17 protein-coding genes are annotated in these 15539 nt (G+C 56.0%); 15 read left to right on the top strand and 2 right to left on the bottom strand.

Features of this window, described 5'->3' with window-relative positions; genetic code table 11:
* Positions 1–90 precede the first annotated feature (90 nt).
* The 3 genes from DVA44_RS16330 to DVA44_RS16320 all read left to right on the top strand — a co-directional run bounded on the left by DVA44_RS16330 (position 91) and on the right by DVA44_RS16320 (position 2118).
* Positions 91–414, top strand: a complete 324-nt coding sequence (locus DVA44_RS16330) for a heavy metal-binding domain-containing protein (RefSeq protein ID WP_103178871.1) — start codon at positions 91–93, stop codon at positions 412–414.
* Positions 411–1241 (top strand): N-acetylmuramoyl-L-alanine amidase, encoded by an 831-nt coding sequence (locus DVA44_RS16325; protein WP_114387556.1) that lies wholly within the window; start codon positions 411–413, stop codon positions 1239–1241. Before DVA44_RS16330 ends, DVA44_RS16325 begins: the two co-directional genes overlap by 4 nt.
* 253 nt (positions 1242–1494) lie before the next feature.
* On the top strand, positions 1495–2118 hold the full coding sequence (locus tag DVA44_RS16320) for a helix-turn-helix domain-containing protein (RefSeq protein ID WP_114315489.1): 624 nt from the start codon (positions 1495–1497) through the stop codon (positions 2116–2118).
* On the opposite strand, the gene DVA44_RS16315 is transcribed toward DVA44_RS16320, so the two are convergent.
* Positions 2112–2633: a hypothetical protein gene (locus tag DVA44_RS16315; protein ID WP_327060613.1), complete on the bottom strand. Its 522-nt coding sequence runs from the start codon at positions 2631–2633 to the stop codon at positions 2112–2114. The genes DVA44_RS16320 and DVA44_RS16315 overlap by 7 nt on opposite strands.
* A 131-nt stretch (positions 2634–2764) precedes the next feature.
* Entirely contained in the window at positions 2765–4342 is a 1578-nt protein-coding gene (locus DVA44_RS16310) for an ExeA family protein (protein ID WP_114387555.1), read from the bottom strand.
* Positions 4343–4646: 304 nt separating this feature from the next.
* Here DVA44_RS16310 and gspC point away from each other — a divergent pair, with 304 nt between their 5' ends.
* Genes gspC through DVA44_RS16250 form a run of 12 tightly spaced genes read left to right on the top strand, consistent with a single transcriptional unit; the run spans position 4647 to position 15407 of the window.
* The gene (gene gspC / locus DVA44_RS16305; RefSeq protein WP_114317120.1) at positions 4647–5378 is read left to right on the top strand and encodes a type II secretion system protein GspC; all 732 of its coding nucleotides are present in this window, start codon (positions 4647–4649) and stop codon (positions 5376–5378) included.
* Positions 5379–5391: 13 nt separating this feature from the next.
* Entirely contained in the window at positions 5392–7302 is a 1911-nt protein-coding gene (gene gspD / locus DVA44_RS16300) for a type II secretion system secretin GspD (protein ID WP_114387554.1), read from the top strand.
* Positions 7303–7313: 11 nt separating this feature from the next.
* Entirely contained in the window at positions 7314–8792 is a 1479-nt protein-coding gene (gene gspE / locus DVA44_RS16295) for a type II secretion system ATPase GspE (protein ID WP_114387553.1), read from the top strand.
* Complete coding sequence (gene gspF / locus DVA44_RS16290; protein ID WP_114387552.1) at positions 8792–10000, top strand: type II secretion system inner membrane protein GspF; 1209 nt, start codon at positions 8792–8794, stop codon at positions 9998–10000. The genes gspE and gspF overlap by 1 nt, the downstream gene beginning before the upstream one ends.
* Before the next feature lie 2 nt (positions 10001–10002).
* On the top strand, positions 10003–10446 hold the full coding sequence (gene gspG, locus DVA44_RS16285; RefSeq protein WP_103823420.1) for a type II secretion system major pseudopilin GspG: 444 nt from the start codon (positions 10003–10005) through the stop codon (positions 10444–10446).
* Positions 10446–10931, top strand: coding sequence for a type II secretion system minor pseudopilin GspH (gene gspH / locus DVA44_RS16280; RefSeq protein WP_114315484.1), 486 nt, complete (start codon positions 10446–10448; stop codon positions 10929–10931). The genes gspG and gspH overlap by 1 nt, the downstream gene beginning before the upstream one ends.
* Positions 10924–11304, top strand: a complete 381-nt coding sequence (gene gspI / locus DVA44_RS16275) for a type II secretion system minor pseudopilin GspI (RefSeq protein WP_114315483.1) — start codon at positions 10924–10926, stop codon at positions 11302–11304. Before gspH ends, gspI begins: the two co-directional genes overlap by 8 nt.
* Entirely contained in the window at positions 11301–11960 is a 660-nt protein-coding gene (gene gspJ, locus DVA44_RS16270) for a type II secretion system minor pseudopilin GspJ (RefSeq protein ID WP_114387551.1), read from the top strand. Before gspI ends, gspJ begins: the two co-directional genes overlap by 4 nt.
* Positions 11961–11965: 5 nt before the next feature.
* Complete coding sequence (gspK, locus tag DVA44_RS16265; RefSeq protein ID WP_371413871.1) at positions 11966–12970, top strand: type II secretion system minor pseudopilin GspK; 1005 nt, start codon at positions 11966–11968, stop codon at positions 12968–12970.
* A 15-nt stretch (positions 12971–12985) separates the two neighbouring features.
* Positions 12986–14131, top strand: a complete 1146-nt coding sequence (gene gspL, locus DVA44_RS16260) for a type II secretion system protein GspL (protein ID WP_114387549.1) — start codon at positions 12986–12988, stop codon at positions 14129–14131.
* Positions 14128–14613 (top strand): type II secretion system protein GspM, encoded by a 486-nt coding sequence (gene gspM, locus DVA44_RS16255; protein ID WP_114387548.1) that lies wholly within the window; start codon positions 14128–14130, stop codon positions 14611–14613. Before gspL ends, gspM begins: the two co-directional genes overlap by 4 nt.
* Entirely contained in the window at positions 14610–15407 is a 798-nt protein-coding gene (locus DVA44_RS16250; RefSeq protein WP_114387547.1) for an A24 family peptidase, read from the top strand. Before gspM ends, DVA44_RS16250 begins: the two co-directional genes overlap by 4 nt.
* Positions 15408–15539 lie beyond the last annotated feature (132 nt).

Here is a 15539-nt window from a genome sequence, read left to right as displayed (position 1 = left end):
ATTAACTAACCTTTAAATCATAGCGTAACGAGCAGATAATGATTTTGTTCTTAACCGCTTAGGCTCTTAACTCGCGCAAAGGAGACCAGGATGCAATTTTCAACTACCCCCACTCTGGAAGGACAACCCATCAGCGAATACTGCGGCGTGGTAACCGGGGAAGCCATACTCGGCGCCAACGTCTTCCGTGACTTTTTTGCCGGCATCCGCGATATCGTCGGCGGTCGCTCCGGCGCTTATGAGAAAGAGCTGCGCAAGGCGCGTGAAATTGCCTTCAGGGAGATGGGCGAGCAGGCGAAGGCGATGGGGGCTGACGCGGTAGTGGGGATCGATATCGACTACGAAACCGTCGGCAAAGACGCCAGTATGCTGATGGTTAGCGTCAGCGGTACGGCGGTGAAAACGCGCCGATGAAGCAGGCATTTGTGCCCCTCCTGCTGGCGTTGCTGCTGGCAGGCTGTGCGGCAGAAAAAGGGGTCATTGAGAAAGGGGCGTATGAGCTGGACACCCGGCGTCAGGCGCAGGCGGCCTATCCGCGCGTTAAGGTGCTGGTTATCCATTACACCGCCGACGATTTTGACAGCTCGCTGGCCACCCTGACCGATAAAAACGTCAGCTCCCACTATTTGATCCCGGCGATCCCGCCCCTGCATAAAGGAAAACCGCGGATCTGGCAGCTGGTGCCGGAGCGGGATCTGGCCTGGCATGCTGGCGTCAGCTTCTGGCGTGGCGCCACGCGCATTAATGACACCTCTATTGGCATTGAGCTGGAAAACCGCGGCTGGCAAAAAATTAACGGCCAGAAACGCTTTGCTCCCTTCGAACCGGCGCAGATCGCTGCCCTGATCCCGCTGGCGAAGGATATTATCCAGCGTTACGACATTAAACCCCAGAACGTGGTCGCCCACGCGGACATCGCCCCGCAGCGCAAGGACGATCCCGGTCCGTTGTTCCCCTGGCAGGCGCTGGCGCAGCAGGGGATTGGCGCCTGGCCGGATCCTGCACGTGTGGCGTTTTATCTGAACGGGCAACCGCCTTATCAACCCGCAGACAGTGCCACACTCCTCAGTTTATTATCTCGCTACGGATATGATGTTCCAGATAATATTCCACCCTCACAACAAAAGCTCATTATTATGGCTTTTCAAATGCATTTCAGACCGCAATTATGGAATGGTGTTTCTGATAGAGAAACAATTGCTATCGCGGAAGCGTTACTTGAAAAATATGGTCAGGGATAAGCTGCAAGCCGCGCCGTTCAAGGGCTTTACTCTGTACCCGACTTAAGATTAATCTTAGGTTCAATCGCGATTCATTTTTAGTTAATTGACTTAAATTTACCCGAATATAAGATGTACATATAGCTTGCTAACTATTATTACAAAGTAAATATTATTTGAGACTTACTCTCAGCAACGTTATTTCGAATTATCCTTTGCGCCTTTTTAGACGCAGTGGGCTGCTTTATCCATAAAAATTTCAACAGGCATAATAATGTTAAACGTATACTCTAAAAATAGTCGACCGAAAAAGGCGATTGACGCCATTATTGCCGCTACGGCGGATTATCCTGAAAAAACGTTAAAGAAATGGCAGAAGATTATTACCGCCGATTCCCAATATGTTCATGTAATGGTCAGTGGTGAAGTCGAAATTCGTCGGAGCTCCGATGAGTTAAGTATGTTTACCATGCGTCAGGCCGGATTTTTAGGGGTCTCTGCCGTCTATAACAGAGCCTCTCACATGTACGGCCTGGTTCGCGATACCACCGTCATTCGCACCATCAAACGTGATGAGTTCGAACGTATCATTAGCGAGAAAAACCTGTGGCCAGAGTTCAGCCAGCTCTTGATCTGGTATATCGACGTACTGAGCAAGCGCGATGATATCCTGGTTGCCCGCAGCGCTTATTCTGTCGTCCGTGAATTCCTCCTCGAAATTAATGAACTGATTGTTCATCAGAATCGTGATATTAACGTTTATGATTACATTCAGGAATACACAAGCCTGGCGCGCAGCACCATCATTAAAATTCTCTCAGACCTGAAAAAAGGTCAGTATATTGTCGTTGAAAAAGGTAAATTAATAAATATCACCAGCCTGCCAGAACGCTACTGATAACCATTCCGCAAATCTCCATGGGTTAACGCCTGTGGAGATTTTTTTAGCATTGATGTGTCTATTTTTTCCGTTTTTAACGCTACCGTCTGGTTTATCACCCGATTATTCGTCTCAGAATCATCTTGTGTCTCATCAACCGGTGCATCCGGTATTTTTCCCTGCGAATAGTCCTGCTGCTGCTCTTTTAATGCCTGCATAAACCGCTCTTTTAACGAATCGGAATCGGTTGCTTGCTGGGCGATGTGCGTATCGGGCAACGGTTCGCTGGAAATATCATTGTCCGGAGCCTGCTGCCAGTCTAAAGATTTATCCATCATCAACGGATCGTCTGACGGTAGCGGCGGTGCGGTATACTCCGCGACTTTTGGTTTCGGTTCCGGGAACGGTTTCGAGATATAGACATAATGCATATCCGAAAGCTGCGTATCCGGTTGCGCCACGCTCACTGGTTTGGGTGCTGGCGCCGGATGCTGAAGATTCCAGTAAATATGGGCGTACAGCCCGGCGATCAAAACGGCCCCCAGGCAGCATAAGCAGGCCAGGGTTCTGAAGACGATTTTATGCAACGCGGGAAGGCGGTATGAGAACCAGACCGCCTCGCCGGTATTAAAGCTGCGCTGAGCAGCGAGGCATATAGTAGACATTAATGCGTTTTTCCTTGCGCCAGAACTTGCGGGGCGGTGTCAGCGACCTGGGTGATGACCGTCGGGATGGTGTTATTGGCTCGCATTAACTGCATCAGCGTCTCTTCCCCAGGCATGCCGTCTACGTTCAGCCCAGCCTGGGCCTGAAATTCCCGGGTGCGCTGCACCAGCGTCTGCGTCCAGGACTGAGCATGGGTTTCAGGTTCATGCAGCGCCTGACTGAGTTGCGTGTCGATCCAGGCCAGATCCTGGCGGCTGCTGGCGGCGCCGACCAAATCTTGTCCTGCCGGGGTCAGACGGTGCAACAACGTGTAATTCCCGGTGGCGTGGGCGTTAAACCAGCTGCGCTTCACCTGCCAGGTGCGATTATTCAGCAGTAAATCCAGCGAGTTCTGACCGACGCGGGCCACCACCGCATAGTTCAGGTGATCGCCGGTTTTCAGTTCGCTCACCCACGGATAGCCCTCTTTTTCCAGCTCCTGCAGCGAGGCGTGGCCCTGTTTACAGGTGAGATTCACCCGGGCGGCATTCTGGCAAAGCGCCTCTTCCGTGGAGGGATCGTACCCCCACATGGTGTAGAGCTGATGCATGGCATCCGGTGAATTCACCACCTCTTTATCCAGGGTCGGCAGAACCGGGGCCTGCGGCGTATGGACTGTCTGTTTCCAGCTCGGCGGAACAGGCAGCGGCACGGGGAGTTTCGCTGTGATGGCGCCTGAGAAATACCATCCGCAGGCGGCAAACAGTACGCTGGCGAACAGGCCAACCGTCGCCAGGGTTTTGCGGTGGGTTTTGCGCGGCAGCACTTCACCTGCCGCCAGACGTAAATGGCGTGGCCCGACGCCGGGGGCTCGTTCGGTCCAGGCCGCCAGTAGCGACAGGTGCGCCAGCGCGTTCAGCTGGCTTACCGATCCTTTGCTCAGGGCGTGCATCCGGCGTATGCGGGCAGGGGTAAAGGGTAAGGTTTCCGCCCCATGCTCCTGGGTCTGCGCCTGAACATAGCTCATCACTTCGCGGCAGGTGAGCGGGCGCAGGGTATGGCGGGTATGCACCCGGGACGCCAGCCCAGAGTGGTTCATCAGGCGCGCTTCCTGGTCAGGGGTGCCGGTCAGGACCAGCGTCAGCGACAGGTTGCACTCCTGCGCCCGGGAGAGCAGCATGCCCAGCGCCTCCCAGCAGTTATCGCGCATCGCCTGAACGGCGGAGACGGTCATTACCATGCCGCTCTTTTTGCAGGCAGGGTATTTCTCGTGCCACTGGCGCAGTACCGCGTCAATGGCGTGAATTTTGTTGCTGGCATCTTTTGCCTGGGCGCTGAGTTTATACAGCAGCCCTTTCGCGTTCAGCTTCGGAAAAGCGTTAACGGCAACCCCGGCGGAGGTTTTCGCCAGCAGATGCCCGGTGAAGGTGTTGAGCAGTGCCTCGTCATCGCCAAACAGCGCCACAATCCCTGGCATGGTTGATTTCTCTGCCAGCATGCCGAAGACATCCTGATGATAAGCCGCAAAGAAACTGCCGCAGGGGCGGGCTGCGCTCCTGAAGGGGGGGCGGGCAAATTTAAAATGACTGAGGAACATAACGCTTCACCGTTGTATTTCATTGACCAAATGTCAACCTGGAAAGTAAGGGAAGCGCGGTAAAGGGTCAATTTCGCTGGAGGAGAAAAATAACCTGCGTCGGCTGGTTAACATCGGATATTTGTCTGGTCAATATTTTTCTTTATTAAAGTTAACGGCAAACCCGATGGAGCGGGGGGCGCATCATTATTACTATTTCTGGGTATTCAGGTGCAGCGCCAGGCTGCTAACTCCTGCATTGACTAAAAGGTCAGTTTTAAAAATGAAAATGCAGTTCTATTCCCGGTATATTGCGCCATGCGTAATGTTTGTCCTGCTGATATTTAGCGGTCAGCAGGGATATGTCGTATTTAAAGAGTATAAAAAGGCGGCCAATTCCAGTCCGGATAAGGCGCCCGCGCTTTCCCGTGCGCAGCAGTCAGAGCAGGCCTTTGCCCTTTTCCAGCCAGCCGCTTACCAACCCGTGGCGCAGCAGGCGACAAAAAAGCGTATTTCTGCCGAGGTGGACGGCATCATCAACAGCGATGAAGCGTGGCTCTCCTTTGCCGTCATCAAAACGCCTGTCGGGCAGAAGAGTCTGCGTGAAGGCGATCCGCTGCCCGGTTACAACGATGCCTATATCGATGAGATCAACCCCGACAATGTGGTGGTGAGTTACGAGGGCGAGCGGCAGGTGCTGGCGTTAAAACGTCCTGACTATTTTAAAGGCGATATGAATTCCTCGCCCGCACAGAAGCCTAAAGGCGATCCCGGAGCAGATAATATCCATCTCGACGATTATTTAGTGCTGAAACCCTATATCGAAAAGGGTCAGCTCGAAGGCTATCAAATTAAGCCAAAAAATGCCTCTTCCTTTTTTAGCAATAGCGGGCTGGAAAAGGGAGATGTGGTAGTGAAAGTGAATTCCGTCGATATGACGCGAGCGGAGCAGGCGAAAAGTATTATTGCCGGCTGGTCGAAAATGAGAGAAGCGGAAGTCGTAGTCAGACGCCACGCTCATCTTGAAAATATTCGGGTTAATGTTTTAACCAATTAACAAGTGTAATGAGATGAAGAAATTTCCCTGGGCATGTATAGCGTTGACTGCCGCCTCTTTTATTTCCAGTTCGGTAATGGCGGCGAACTTCAGCGCCAGTTTCAAGAACACCGATATTCGTGAATTTATCGATACGGTAGGGCGCAACCTTAATAAAACCATCCTGGTCGATCCGTCCGTTCAGGGCAACGTATCGGTTAAGACCTATAACGTGCTGACGGAAGAGGAATACTATCAGTTCTTCCTGAGCGTGCTGGATCTGTACGGTCTGTCGGTGATCCCGATGGATAACGGCATGGTGAAAGTGGTGCGCTCCACGGTGGCGCGTACGTCAGGCGTGCCGCTGGCAGACAGTCAGCATCCTGGCAAGGGTGATGAGATTATCACCCGCGTGGTGCGGATGGAGAACGTGCCGGTGCGTGAGCTGGCACCGCTGCTGCGCCAGCTGAACGATGCCTCCGGTATTGGTAACGTGGTCCATTTTGAACCTTCCAACGTGCTGCTGCTGACCGGTAAAGCCTCGGTGGTGAACCGGCTGGTGGATCTGGTGCAGCGGGTCGATCGCTCCGGCATGCAGCGTCGCGAGATCGTGCCGTTACGCTATGCTTCGGCCAAAGAGCTCTCTGACATGTTGAATAATCTCAACAACGAAGAGCAAAAAGGGCAGAACGCGCCGCAGCTGGCAACCAAAGTCGTTGCCGATGACGAGACGAATAGCCTGGTGATCAGCGGCTCGGAAGATGCCCGCGCGCGCACCCGGTCGCTGGTCAGTCAGCTCGATCGTGAGCAGAACAACGAGGGCAACACCCGCGTCTTCTACCTGAAGTATGCCAGCGCCAGCAAAGTGGTGCCGGTGCTCACCGGCATCGGCGAACAGCTGAAAGACAAAGCGCCGGCGTCAAAAAGCAAAACAGCCTCCACCAGCAGCGATCTGAATATCACCGCCGATGAAGCCACCAACTCACTGGTGATCACCGCCCAGCCTAACGTGATGAACTCGCTGGAAAAAGTGATCGACAAACTCGATATCCGCCGTCCGCAGGTGCTGGTAGAAGCGATCATTGCCGAAGTGCAGGACGGCAACGGTCTCGACCTTGGCGTGCAGTGGACCGGCAAACATGGCGGTGTGCAGTTTGGCGCAACCGGCATGCCGATAAGCCAGGTGAAGAGCGGCGCCATCAAAGGAACCAGCTTTACCGGCATGGCGACCGGTTTCTTTAACGGTGATTTTGGCGCGCTGATGACTGCTCTCTCCACCGACGGTAAAAACGACATTCTTTCAACCCCAAGCGTAGTTACCCTGGATAACAAAGAGGCGTCGTTTAACGTAGGTCAGGATGTGCCGGTGCTGTCCGGCTCGCAGACCACCAGCGGCGATAACGTCTTTAACTCGGTGGAGCGTAAGACAGTTGGTACCAAGCTGAAAATTGTGCCGCAGATCAACGACGGTGACATCATTCACCTGAAGATTGAGCAGGAAGTTTCCAGCGTGGATGCCAGCGCGACGGAAGATGCCAGCCTCGGTCCAACCTTCAATACCCGTACCATCAATAACGAAGTGATGGTACACAGCGGGCAGACGGTAGTCCTCGGCGGGTTAATGGAGAACGTCACCAAGCAGAACGTCTCGAAAGTGCCGCTGCTGGGGGATCTTCCGCTGGTGGGGCAGCTCTTCCGCTACACCTCCCAGGATACCTCGAAACGTAACCTGATGGTCTTTATCCACACCACCGTCCTGCGTGACGACGACAGCTACAGTGCGTCGTCGAAGGAAAAATATGACCAGATCCGCGCGCGCCAACAGCAGCGCATGGAAGAGAAGAAGCTGGGCATCGTCTCCAACGATGACACAGCGGTACTGCCGGCCTATCCGTCTCAGGGCACTCCCGCCCCTGCGGCCCCGCGCAATCCGTTTAAAGAGTAAGGGGGCGGGAGATGGATGAACTCACCAACGCCTTATGCACCAGCAGCTTTGCCAAGGATAATGGCGTCCTCTTTTATCAGGATCAGGTCTTTGTCCGCGATGACGCCCCGGCCTTTGCTCTGCTGGAGATGCGCCGGGTGCTGGCCCGTTCGTTTACGCCGGTTGTCCTGACGCCGGAGGCGTTTGACGAGATGCTGGCCAAAATCTGGCAGCAGAACAGCGGCGTCTCCCAGCAGCTGGTGGATGACATGGACGCCGATATCGACCTGATGGCGCTCACCGAAGAGATCCCGGATAACGAGGATCTGCTGGATAACGACGAAAACTCGCCGGTGATCCGCCTGATTAACGCCATTCTGGGCGAGGCCGTGAAAGACGGCGCCTCGGATATTCATATCGAAACGTTCGAGCGTACGCTGAGCATCCGCTTTCGCGTCGACGGCGTGCTGCGCCCGGTGCTGCAACCGGCGCGCAAGCTGGCGCCGCTGCTGGTATCCCGTATCAAGGTTATGTCGAAGCTCGATATCGCCGAAAAACGCCTGCCGCAGGATGGACGTATCTCGCTGCGTATCGGGCGTAAAGCTATCGACGTGCGTGTTTCCACCATCCCCTCGCAGTACGGCGAGCGGGTGGTGATGCGTCTGCTCGATAAAAGCAATCTCAAGCCGGACATTAACAAGCTGGGTCTCATCGACGAAGAGTTACAGCAGCTGAAGGGATTAATTGGCCGTCCGCATGGCATCATTCTGGTAACCGGTCCGACCGGTTCCGGGAAAAGTACCACCCTGTACGCCATTCTGTCGGCGCTGAACGGTCATGAACGCAACATTCTCACCGTTGAAGATCCCATCGAGTATGAGCTGGAAGGGGTGGGGCAAACCCAGGTTAACCCGCGCGTCGACATGACCTTTGCCCGGGGGCTGCGCGCCATTCTGCGTCAGGACTCGGACGTGGTGATGATCGGTGAAATCCGTGACGGCGAAACCGCGCAGATTGCGGTGCAGGCGTCGCTCACCGGTCACCTGGTGATGTCCACGCTGCACACCAACAGCGCGGCAGGGGCCATCACCCGCCTGCGCGATATGGGTCTGGAGTCATTTTTAATCGGTTCATCCCTGTTAGGGGTCATTGCCCAGCGTCTGGTGCGTCGGCTGTGTGTACACTGCCGGACCACCAGTCCGCTGGACGCCAATGAAAAAGCGCTGTTCAGCTTTATGGATGCGCCGCCGAAAGCGATCTACCGCGCCGTGGGCTGCGAACACTGCCGCCAGAGCGGGTATCAGGGGCGAGCCGGGATCCATGAATTCCTGGTGGTGGACAGCGTGATGCGCCGGGCCATTCACGAAGATAAAGATGAAATGTCCATCGAGACCGAACTCTTTAAACAGGCCTACAGCCTGCGTGAAAACGGCCTGCTGAAGGTGATTTCCGGCGTCACCTCCCTGGAAGAGGTCATGCGTGTCACCGCCGAGCGCGGGGGAGATGAATAATGGCGTGGTATGCGTGGACAGCCACCAGTGCGGCGGGGAAAACCCAGCGCGGCACCATCCAGGCCGAGGGGCCGAAGCAGGTTCGCCAGACGTTGCGCGAGCAAAAGCTGATGCCGGTGAGCATTACGCCGACCCGCGAACCCGCGACCGCCGGGAGCGCGCAGAAGGGGATCAAACTCTCCACCCCGGTGCTGTCGATGTTTACCCGTCAGCTATCAACCCTGGTGAACGCCGCGCTGCCGCTGGAGAGCGCCCTGAAGGCGATTGCAAAGCAGTCGGAAGACAAAAAGCTGGCGGCGATGGTGACCGAGATCCGCGACAAAGTGGTGGAAGGACACACGTTGTTCGACGCGTTCAGCCAGTTTCCGCGCACCTTCGACAAACTCTACTGCACCCTGGTGATGGCCGGGGAAAAAACCGGCCATCTCGGGGGCGTGCTGGAAAAACTGGCGGAGTACAACGAACAGCGCCAGAAGATGAAAAGTAAGCTCACCCAGGCGATGGTTTACCCCATCACCCTGACGGTGGTGGCGGTGGCGGTGATCTGCATCCTGCTGGTGGCGGTGGTGCCGCAGGTGATTGAGCAGTTTACCCATATGAAACAGCAACTGCCGATCACCACCCGCACGCTGATCGCGGTGAGTGATTTCCTGCAGGCCTATGGCCTCTATATCGGCGGCGGGCTGGTCACGGCGTTTATCGGCTTTAAAAGCTGGCTTAAAAACGTCCGGAATCGCTTTGTCTGGCACCGCTGGCTGGTTAACGCTTCACCAATCAAAAAACTGGTGTGCGCCATCAACAGCGCGCGCTACATCCGCACCCTGAGTATTTTGCAGGCCAGTAGCGTGCCGCTGCTTGAGGGGATGTATATCGCCATGGACGGGATTGAAAATCTGCACGCCCGCCAGGTGTTGGAACAGGCAGCGGACACCGTGCGTCAGGGGGCCTCGTTATATGCCGCTCTGGAGCAGGCGAGATTATTCCCGCCCACCATGCTGTATATGATTGCCTCCGGCGAAGAGAGCGGCGAACTGGGTAACCTGATGGATCGTGCGGCCGAAAACCAGGAATCAGCATTACAGCACCGAATTACTTTAACGCTGTCGGTATTTGAACCGGCGCTGGTGGTCTCTATGGCGACCATTGTTCTGTTTATTGTGATGTCAATATTACAACCGCTTCTGCAACTTAATAATATGGTAGGTTAATTATGGCGATGAAACGAAAAAACCTGGCACGCCAGGCGGGCTTTACTTTGCTCGAATTAATGGTGGTCATTGTTATTCTCGGCGTGCTGGCCAGTATGGTGGTGCCGAATTTAATGGGCAATAAAGAAAAGGCGGATACCCAGAAAGCCACCAGCGATATTGTGGCGCTGGAAGGCTCGCTGGATATGTACAAGCTGGATAACCACCGTTATCCCACCACCGAACAGGGCCTGCAGGCGCTGGTCACCAAACCGGAAATCGCGCCAATCCCGAACGGCTATCGCGCCGACGGCTATATTCGCCGCCTGCCGCAGGATCCGTGGGGCAGTGATTACATTCTGGTGAGCCCGGGCGAACATGGTGCTATTGACGTATTCTCCGCAGGTCCGGACGGCGAAGCCAATACCGCAGACGATATAACCAACTGGTCGCTCGATAAAAAATAATGAACAGGCAACGCGGCTTTACTCTGCTGGAAATTATTCTCGCGCTGGTGATATTCGCCAGCTGCGCCATGATGGTGGTTTCCACAATACCGTCGCGCAGCGGCGCGGACATATTTGGCCAGCAATTAAAAGCCGTTGTTGAATATGGCTCCGACCGTGCGGTGATGGACGGAAATATTGTGGGCCTGGTAGTGACGCCGGATAAATATCAGCTGATGACGCTCAATGAAAAAAATGGCGAACGCCGCTGGGTGCCATTAGCGCAACGCCGTATCACCACCGGGGGCGACTTCCCTGAAGGGATGCACGTCTCGCTCACCCCGCAGCGTCTGGCCGCCACGCCTGACGCCGAGCCGCAGATCGTCTTTTTACCGGACGGCGAGATGAGCCGTTTCACCCTGACGTTACAGAGTGATGATAAACAACACCATTTCCGCGTGGTGTCGCAGGGCGCGGCACCGGTTACGGTAGAGAACGATGGCTAAACGAAATGCCTCGCAGCGCGGGATGACGCTGCTGGAGGTGATGGTCGCCCTGGTGATCTTCTCCACCGCCGCGCTGGCGTTAATGAACTCTGTCTCCCTGAACGTCCGCTTTACCCACGGTCTTGCGGATACCCTCCAGGCCAGCTGGGTCGCTGAGAATCTGCTCGCCGAAGCGCAACTGACCAAAAGCGACTTCCCGGATGCAGAGCAGAAGGGAACGGAACTGATGGGCGGGCGCAACTGGAACTGGCGGATGCAGCGGGTAAAGGTTGCCGATAAGCGCTGGGCGGATGAGATCCTGGTCTATGCCGAAGGGGATGAGAGCCAGCCGGTAGTGGCGATGCGGGTTCTGCCACCGGGAGAGAAAAAATGAAAAAACGGCAAAGCCAGCGCGGCTTTACGCTGCTGGAGATCATGATTGCGCTGACCATCTTTGCGGTGATCAGCACCCTCGCCTGGCAGATCCTCGACGGCGCGATGCGCACCAGCAATGCCACCGATCGCAACGCGTCCAGGCTCAATCAGATCCAGCGCGCCTGGAGCCTGCTGGAGCGTGATTTTTTTCAGCAGCAGGCCCGCGCACCGCGCAATGAACCCGACGTTTTTCGCCAGGATGATAACGCCATCGAACTGACCACCCTCAACGGGGTGAGCGGGCATGTCCAGCTTGAGCGGGTGCGCTGGCGGTTTGAGGATCACCGGTTATGGCGCGATGTCTGGCCGACCATCGACAGCCCGGCAGACGTTAAACCCGAAGAGGTGCCGATTGTCTCTGAGGTGAAATCCGTCCAGTGGCGGTTTTTCAGCGATTCATGGCAGAAGCACTGGCGTGAGAGCAGGCATCAGCCGAACGGGGTCGAGTTAACCCTGACCATGGAGAGCGGCGACACCTGGCGCTGGGTCTTTACCACCCCAGGGGATATGCCGCAGCCGCAGATCGCCGTGAAAGCGGCTGAAAAGCCCGAAGAGGCGAAGCCTTCGCCCGCTCCGGAGCAGGCGGTAGCACCGGTACCGGAAAGTCAGCCATGAACAAAATGAATCAAAGCCAGCAGCGGGGCGTTGCGCTGCTGGTGGTGCTTATCCTGCTGGTGATGATGTCGGCCCTGGCGGCCAGAATCAGCCAGCAGTTCAGCCGCAATTTACAGAAAACCCACTACCAGGTGAGCCAGCAGCAGCTGCGCTGGGCGATACAGCGCCAGGAGCAGGCGGTGAAGCAGCTGTTGCAAACCGCCGCCAGCGGTGAGAACCCACTGGAGCCGGACGGCGAGTGGCATCAACCTCTTGAGACGCAGGGGGAGTTTTACACGGTGGTGAGCCAGGTTGAGGACGCGCAGGACTGCTTTAACGTCAATAACCTGCTCGCCGTGGAGCAGGCGGCGAAGGATCAGACCACATCAGCCATACCGGAAAAATCCCGTAAGCAGCAGACGGTTGAACAGCTGCTTACCGATGCGGGGCTGGATCAGATCACCGCTGAGCAGGTCTATCAGCAGCTGGTGGATTACCTGGACGGCGACAGCACCACGGCGAAAGAGGCTCAGGAGACCGACGCCTGGGCAGGCGTACAGCCCGCGCGGCTTCCGGCCAACCAGATGATGCGCAATATCAGCGAAATCAGGCTGCTGCCCGCGTTTCCACCGGCGGCGTACGCCAAAGTCAGCGCGCTGCTGTGTGCCCTGCCGGATGCCGGCAGCAAGATCAACGTCAACACCCTTAAGCCTGAGCAGGCAAAACTGCTGGCGGCGCTGTTTGCCGGAAAACTGACGGAAGATGACGCCGCCCGGCTGCTCGCGTCGCGCCCGGAAGCGGGATGGGAAAACGTGGAGGCTTTCAGCAAGGCGCTGGAGCAAAACTTCCCCCAGCTGAAAGACGAGTTAACTGAGGTGGCCGAACAGGTGGCCGTCAACAGTCGCTACTTCCGGGTGAACTACACCGGCAACACCGATGATTTAACGCTGCGCGTGGTCAGTCAGCTTCAGGTTAACAGTGAAGCGGGCGAGATCGTAACCTGGCAGCGTCGTTACCGAATGATTGAATAACAAAAGCCGATACCGATGAAAAAGATACTGTTTGTTCGTCCCGATAGCCGCGAGGACGGGACTATTGCATGGTGCGAATCCGGGAGCCAGCAGGTCAATACGCTCCACGGCATGGCGGCCCTGTCGACGCTTGCGGATCATCCGCTGGCGTCGCGCGTCTGTCTGCTGCTGCCCGCGGGTGAGATGATCTTCCGCCACTTCTCCCTGCCAAAGAAAGGGCTCAGTGCTCAGGCGACGCCGTTCTCGTGGATGGCGGAGGAGACGCTGATCGGTGACGTCGACGACCTGCACTGGACGGTGTTGAGGAAAAAAGGGCAGGAAGTGGATGCCGTCGCCATCGATGCCCGGCGCTTGCGCGACTGGCTCGCCTGTTTTGAGCAGGCCGGGCTGAAGGTGATACAGGCCCTGCCTGACGCCTGGCTGCTGCCGGTCGCGGAAGGGGGAAGCACGCTGGTTGCGCTGGATGAGAGTTACTGGCTGCGCTTTTCACCGGCCAGCGCCTGTGAAGCCGACGCCTCGCTGCTGCCGCTGCTGATGGCGAAATCTCAGGCCGGGATGGTGCGCTGTTATGGTGAGGCGCCTGCCGGAATTGCGGTGGATGAATCCTTACCCTGGCAGCACCCGTTAGTGCTGATCCAGCCGCAGTGGCAGAACTGCCGGGCCAACGTGCTGCACGGTGAGTTTCATCCCCGCGGCGCCCGGGGCGGCACGCCCAAAGGGATGAAAGGGGCGATGGTTGCGCTGGCGCTGCTCAGCGTCGGACTGCTGCTGGGGCCGAGACTGGCGATGGCCCTGATGCTGGTGCAACAGGAAAACCAGCTGCAACAGGAGATCGCCACGGTCTACCAGTATCATTTCCCCAGCCTTCGCCAGCAAAGCAATATTAAGTATCACTTTGGTCAGAACCTGAAGAAGGTCACTAAAGGCGTCTTTCTGCAAATGGAGGATCTGAACAAAGCGAAGCAGGCGGTGCCGGATATAGAAATTAATCTGCTGGATTACGACAGTACGCAAAACCTCTGGACGCTCAGCGCCAGCAGCCAGAACAACGCATCGCTGCAGACGTTCATCAACCAGAGCAGTGCGGATTTCAACTTTTCTCTGCAGCCGGTATCAACGGTCGCGCCCTTTACCGCCATGATCACGGGGAAACATAAATGAAAGAGCGTGTCGCACAGCTTAAAGCGCGGTATCAGAATTACTCTACCCGCGAAAAGCTGCTGATGAAATTCTGCGCCGCGGCGCTGTACTGTGCTGTCGTCTATTACGGCGGCATGGTTCCGCTGGATAATATGATTAAAAATAGCCAGTTAACGCTTAAGCGCCAGAGAGATACCCTTAACTGGATGCGCAGCGAAATCGATAAAAACCATCTCCAGGTGCAGCAATTGAAAACCGATAATCCGCGCAGCGTGGTGGAAAACAGCGCACACGAGATCAAGTTGCCATTGAATGATGTGCGCCAGGAGGGGCAGACGTTATCGTTTACTGTACCCCGGGTGGAGATCAATGAGCTGAAGAACTGGCTGCGCGAAATTAACGCCGCCTCAGGGATCAAGCTGGAGAAAATGAAGCTGACCCCTGTCGACCACCAGCGTGACGTCAGGGCAGAGATCCAGCTTAGCTGGAAAAAGACGGCATGACGGCCTTCGCCCTGTTCAGAGAGAGCAGCCCGGCCCTGTTCAGCCTGATGAGCGCCATTTTCGGCGCGATTATCGGCAGCTTTCTCGGCGTGGTGGCGGAGCGGATCCCGCCGATGCTGCTGGAAGATGAGGCGCGGATTAACTTACTTTTTCCGGCCTCGCACTGCCCGGCGTGCCAGCATGATTTGGCCTGGTGGGAAAATATCCCACTGGTAAGCTGGCTGGCGCTGCGCGGGCGCTGCCACCACTGCGGCAGCGCTATCCCGCTGCGCTTATGGTTACTGGAAGTCTTTACCTTCCTCTTTTTTGGCGCCACGGCCTGGTGTATGCCAGACATCCCGGCGCTCTTTTCCCTCTGGCTGCTGAGCGCTTTCTTGCTGCCGCTGGCCATCATCGACGGGCGGCATCTCCTGCTGCCGGACTGCCTGACGCAACCGCTGCTGTGGGCCGGGCTGCTGGTTCACCTTATCAGCCCGACGCTGCCCCTGCGCGATGCCATTATCGGCGCCGTGGCGGGCTACCTCTCTCTCTGGCTTATATACTGGGCGTTTCGTCTGATGACCGGTCGCGAAGGCCTGGGTTACGGTGATTTCAAGCTGCTGGCCGCGCTGGGCGCCTGGTGCGGCTGGCAGGCACTGCCTGATGTACTGTTACTGGCGTCGTTAACCGGCATTGCCGGGCATCTCCTTTTTATTAAATCAGATAAAAAAGCTGCGCACATTCCATTTGGCCCCGCTCTGGCGGTCGGAGGCGTTATTGCCTTTATTTTGCAAAATTATTCGCTCATTCCCTAATTAAATCTGTCAATTATATTTTGAGATTTTTTCGACAAGGGAAACAGGTGAGCAATAATTCTTTTGCTAATACTATCTTCGTTGTAAACCGCATGTGACGTTAATTCGATAATGAAGATTAACTGAAAATAT

Source organism: Leclercia sp. W17, assembly GCF_003336325.1.
Taxonomy (GTDB): Bacteria; Pseudomonadota; Gammaproteobacteria; order Enterobacterales; family Enterobacteriaceae; genus Enterobacter.
Note: the sequence above shows the minus strand (reverse complement) of the source record. Positions and strands in the feature narration are given on the sequence as shown.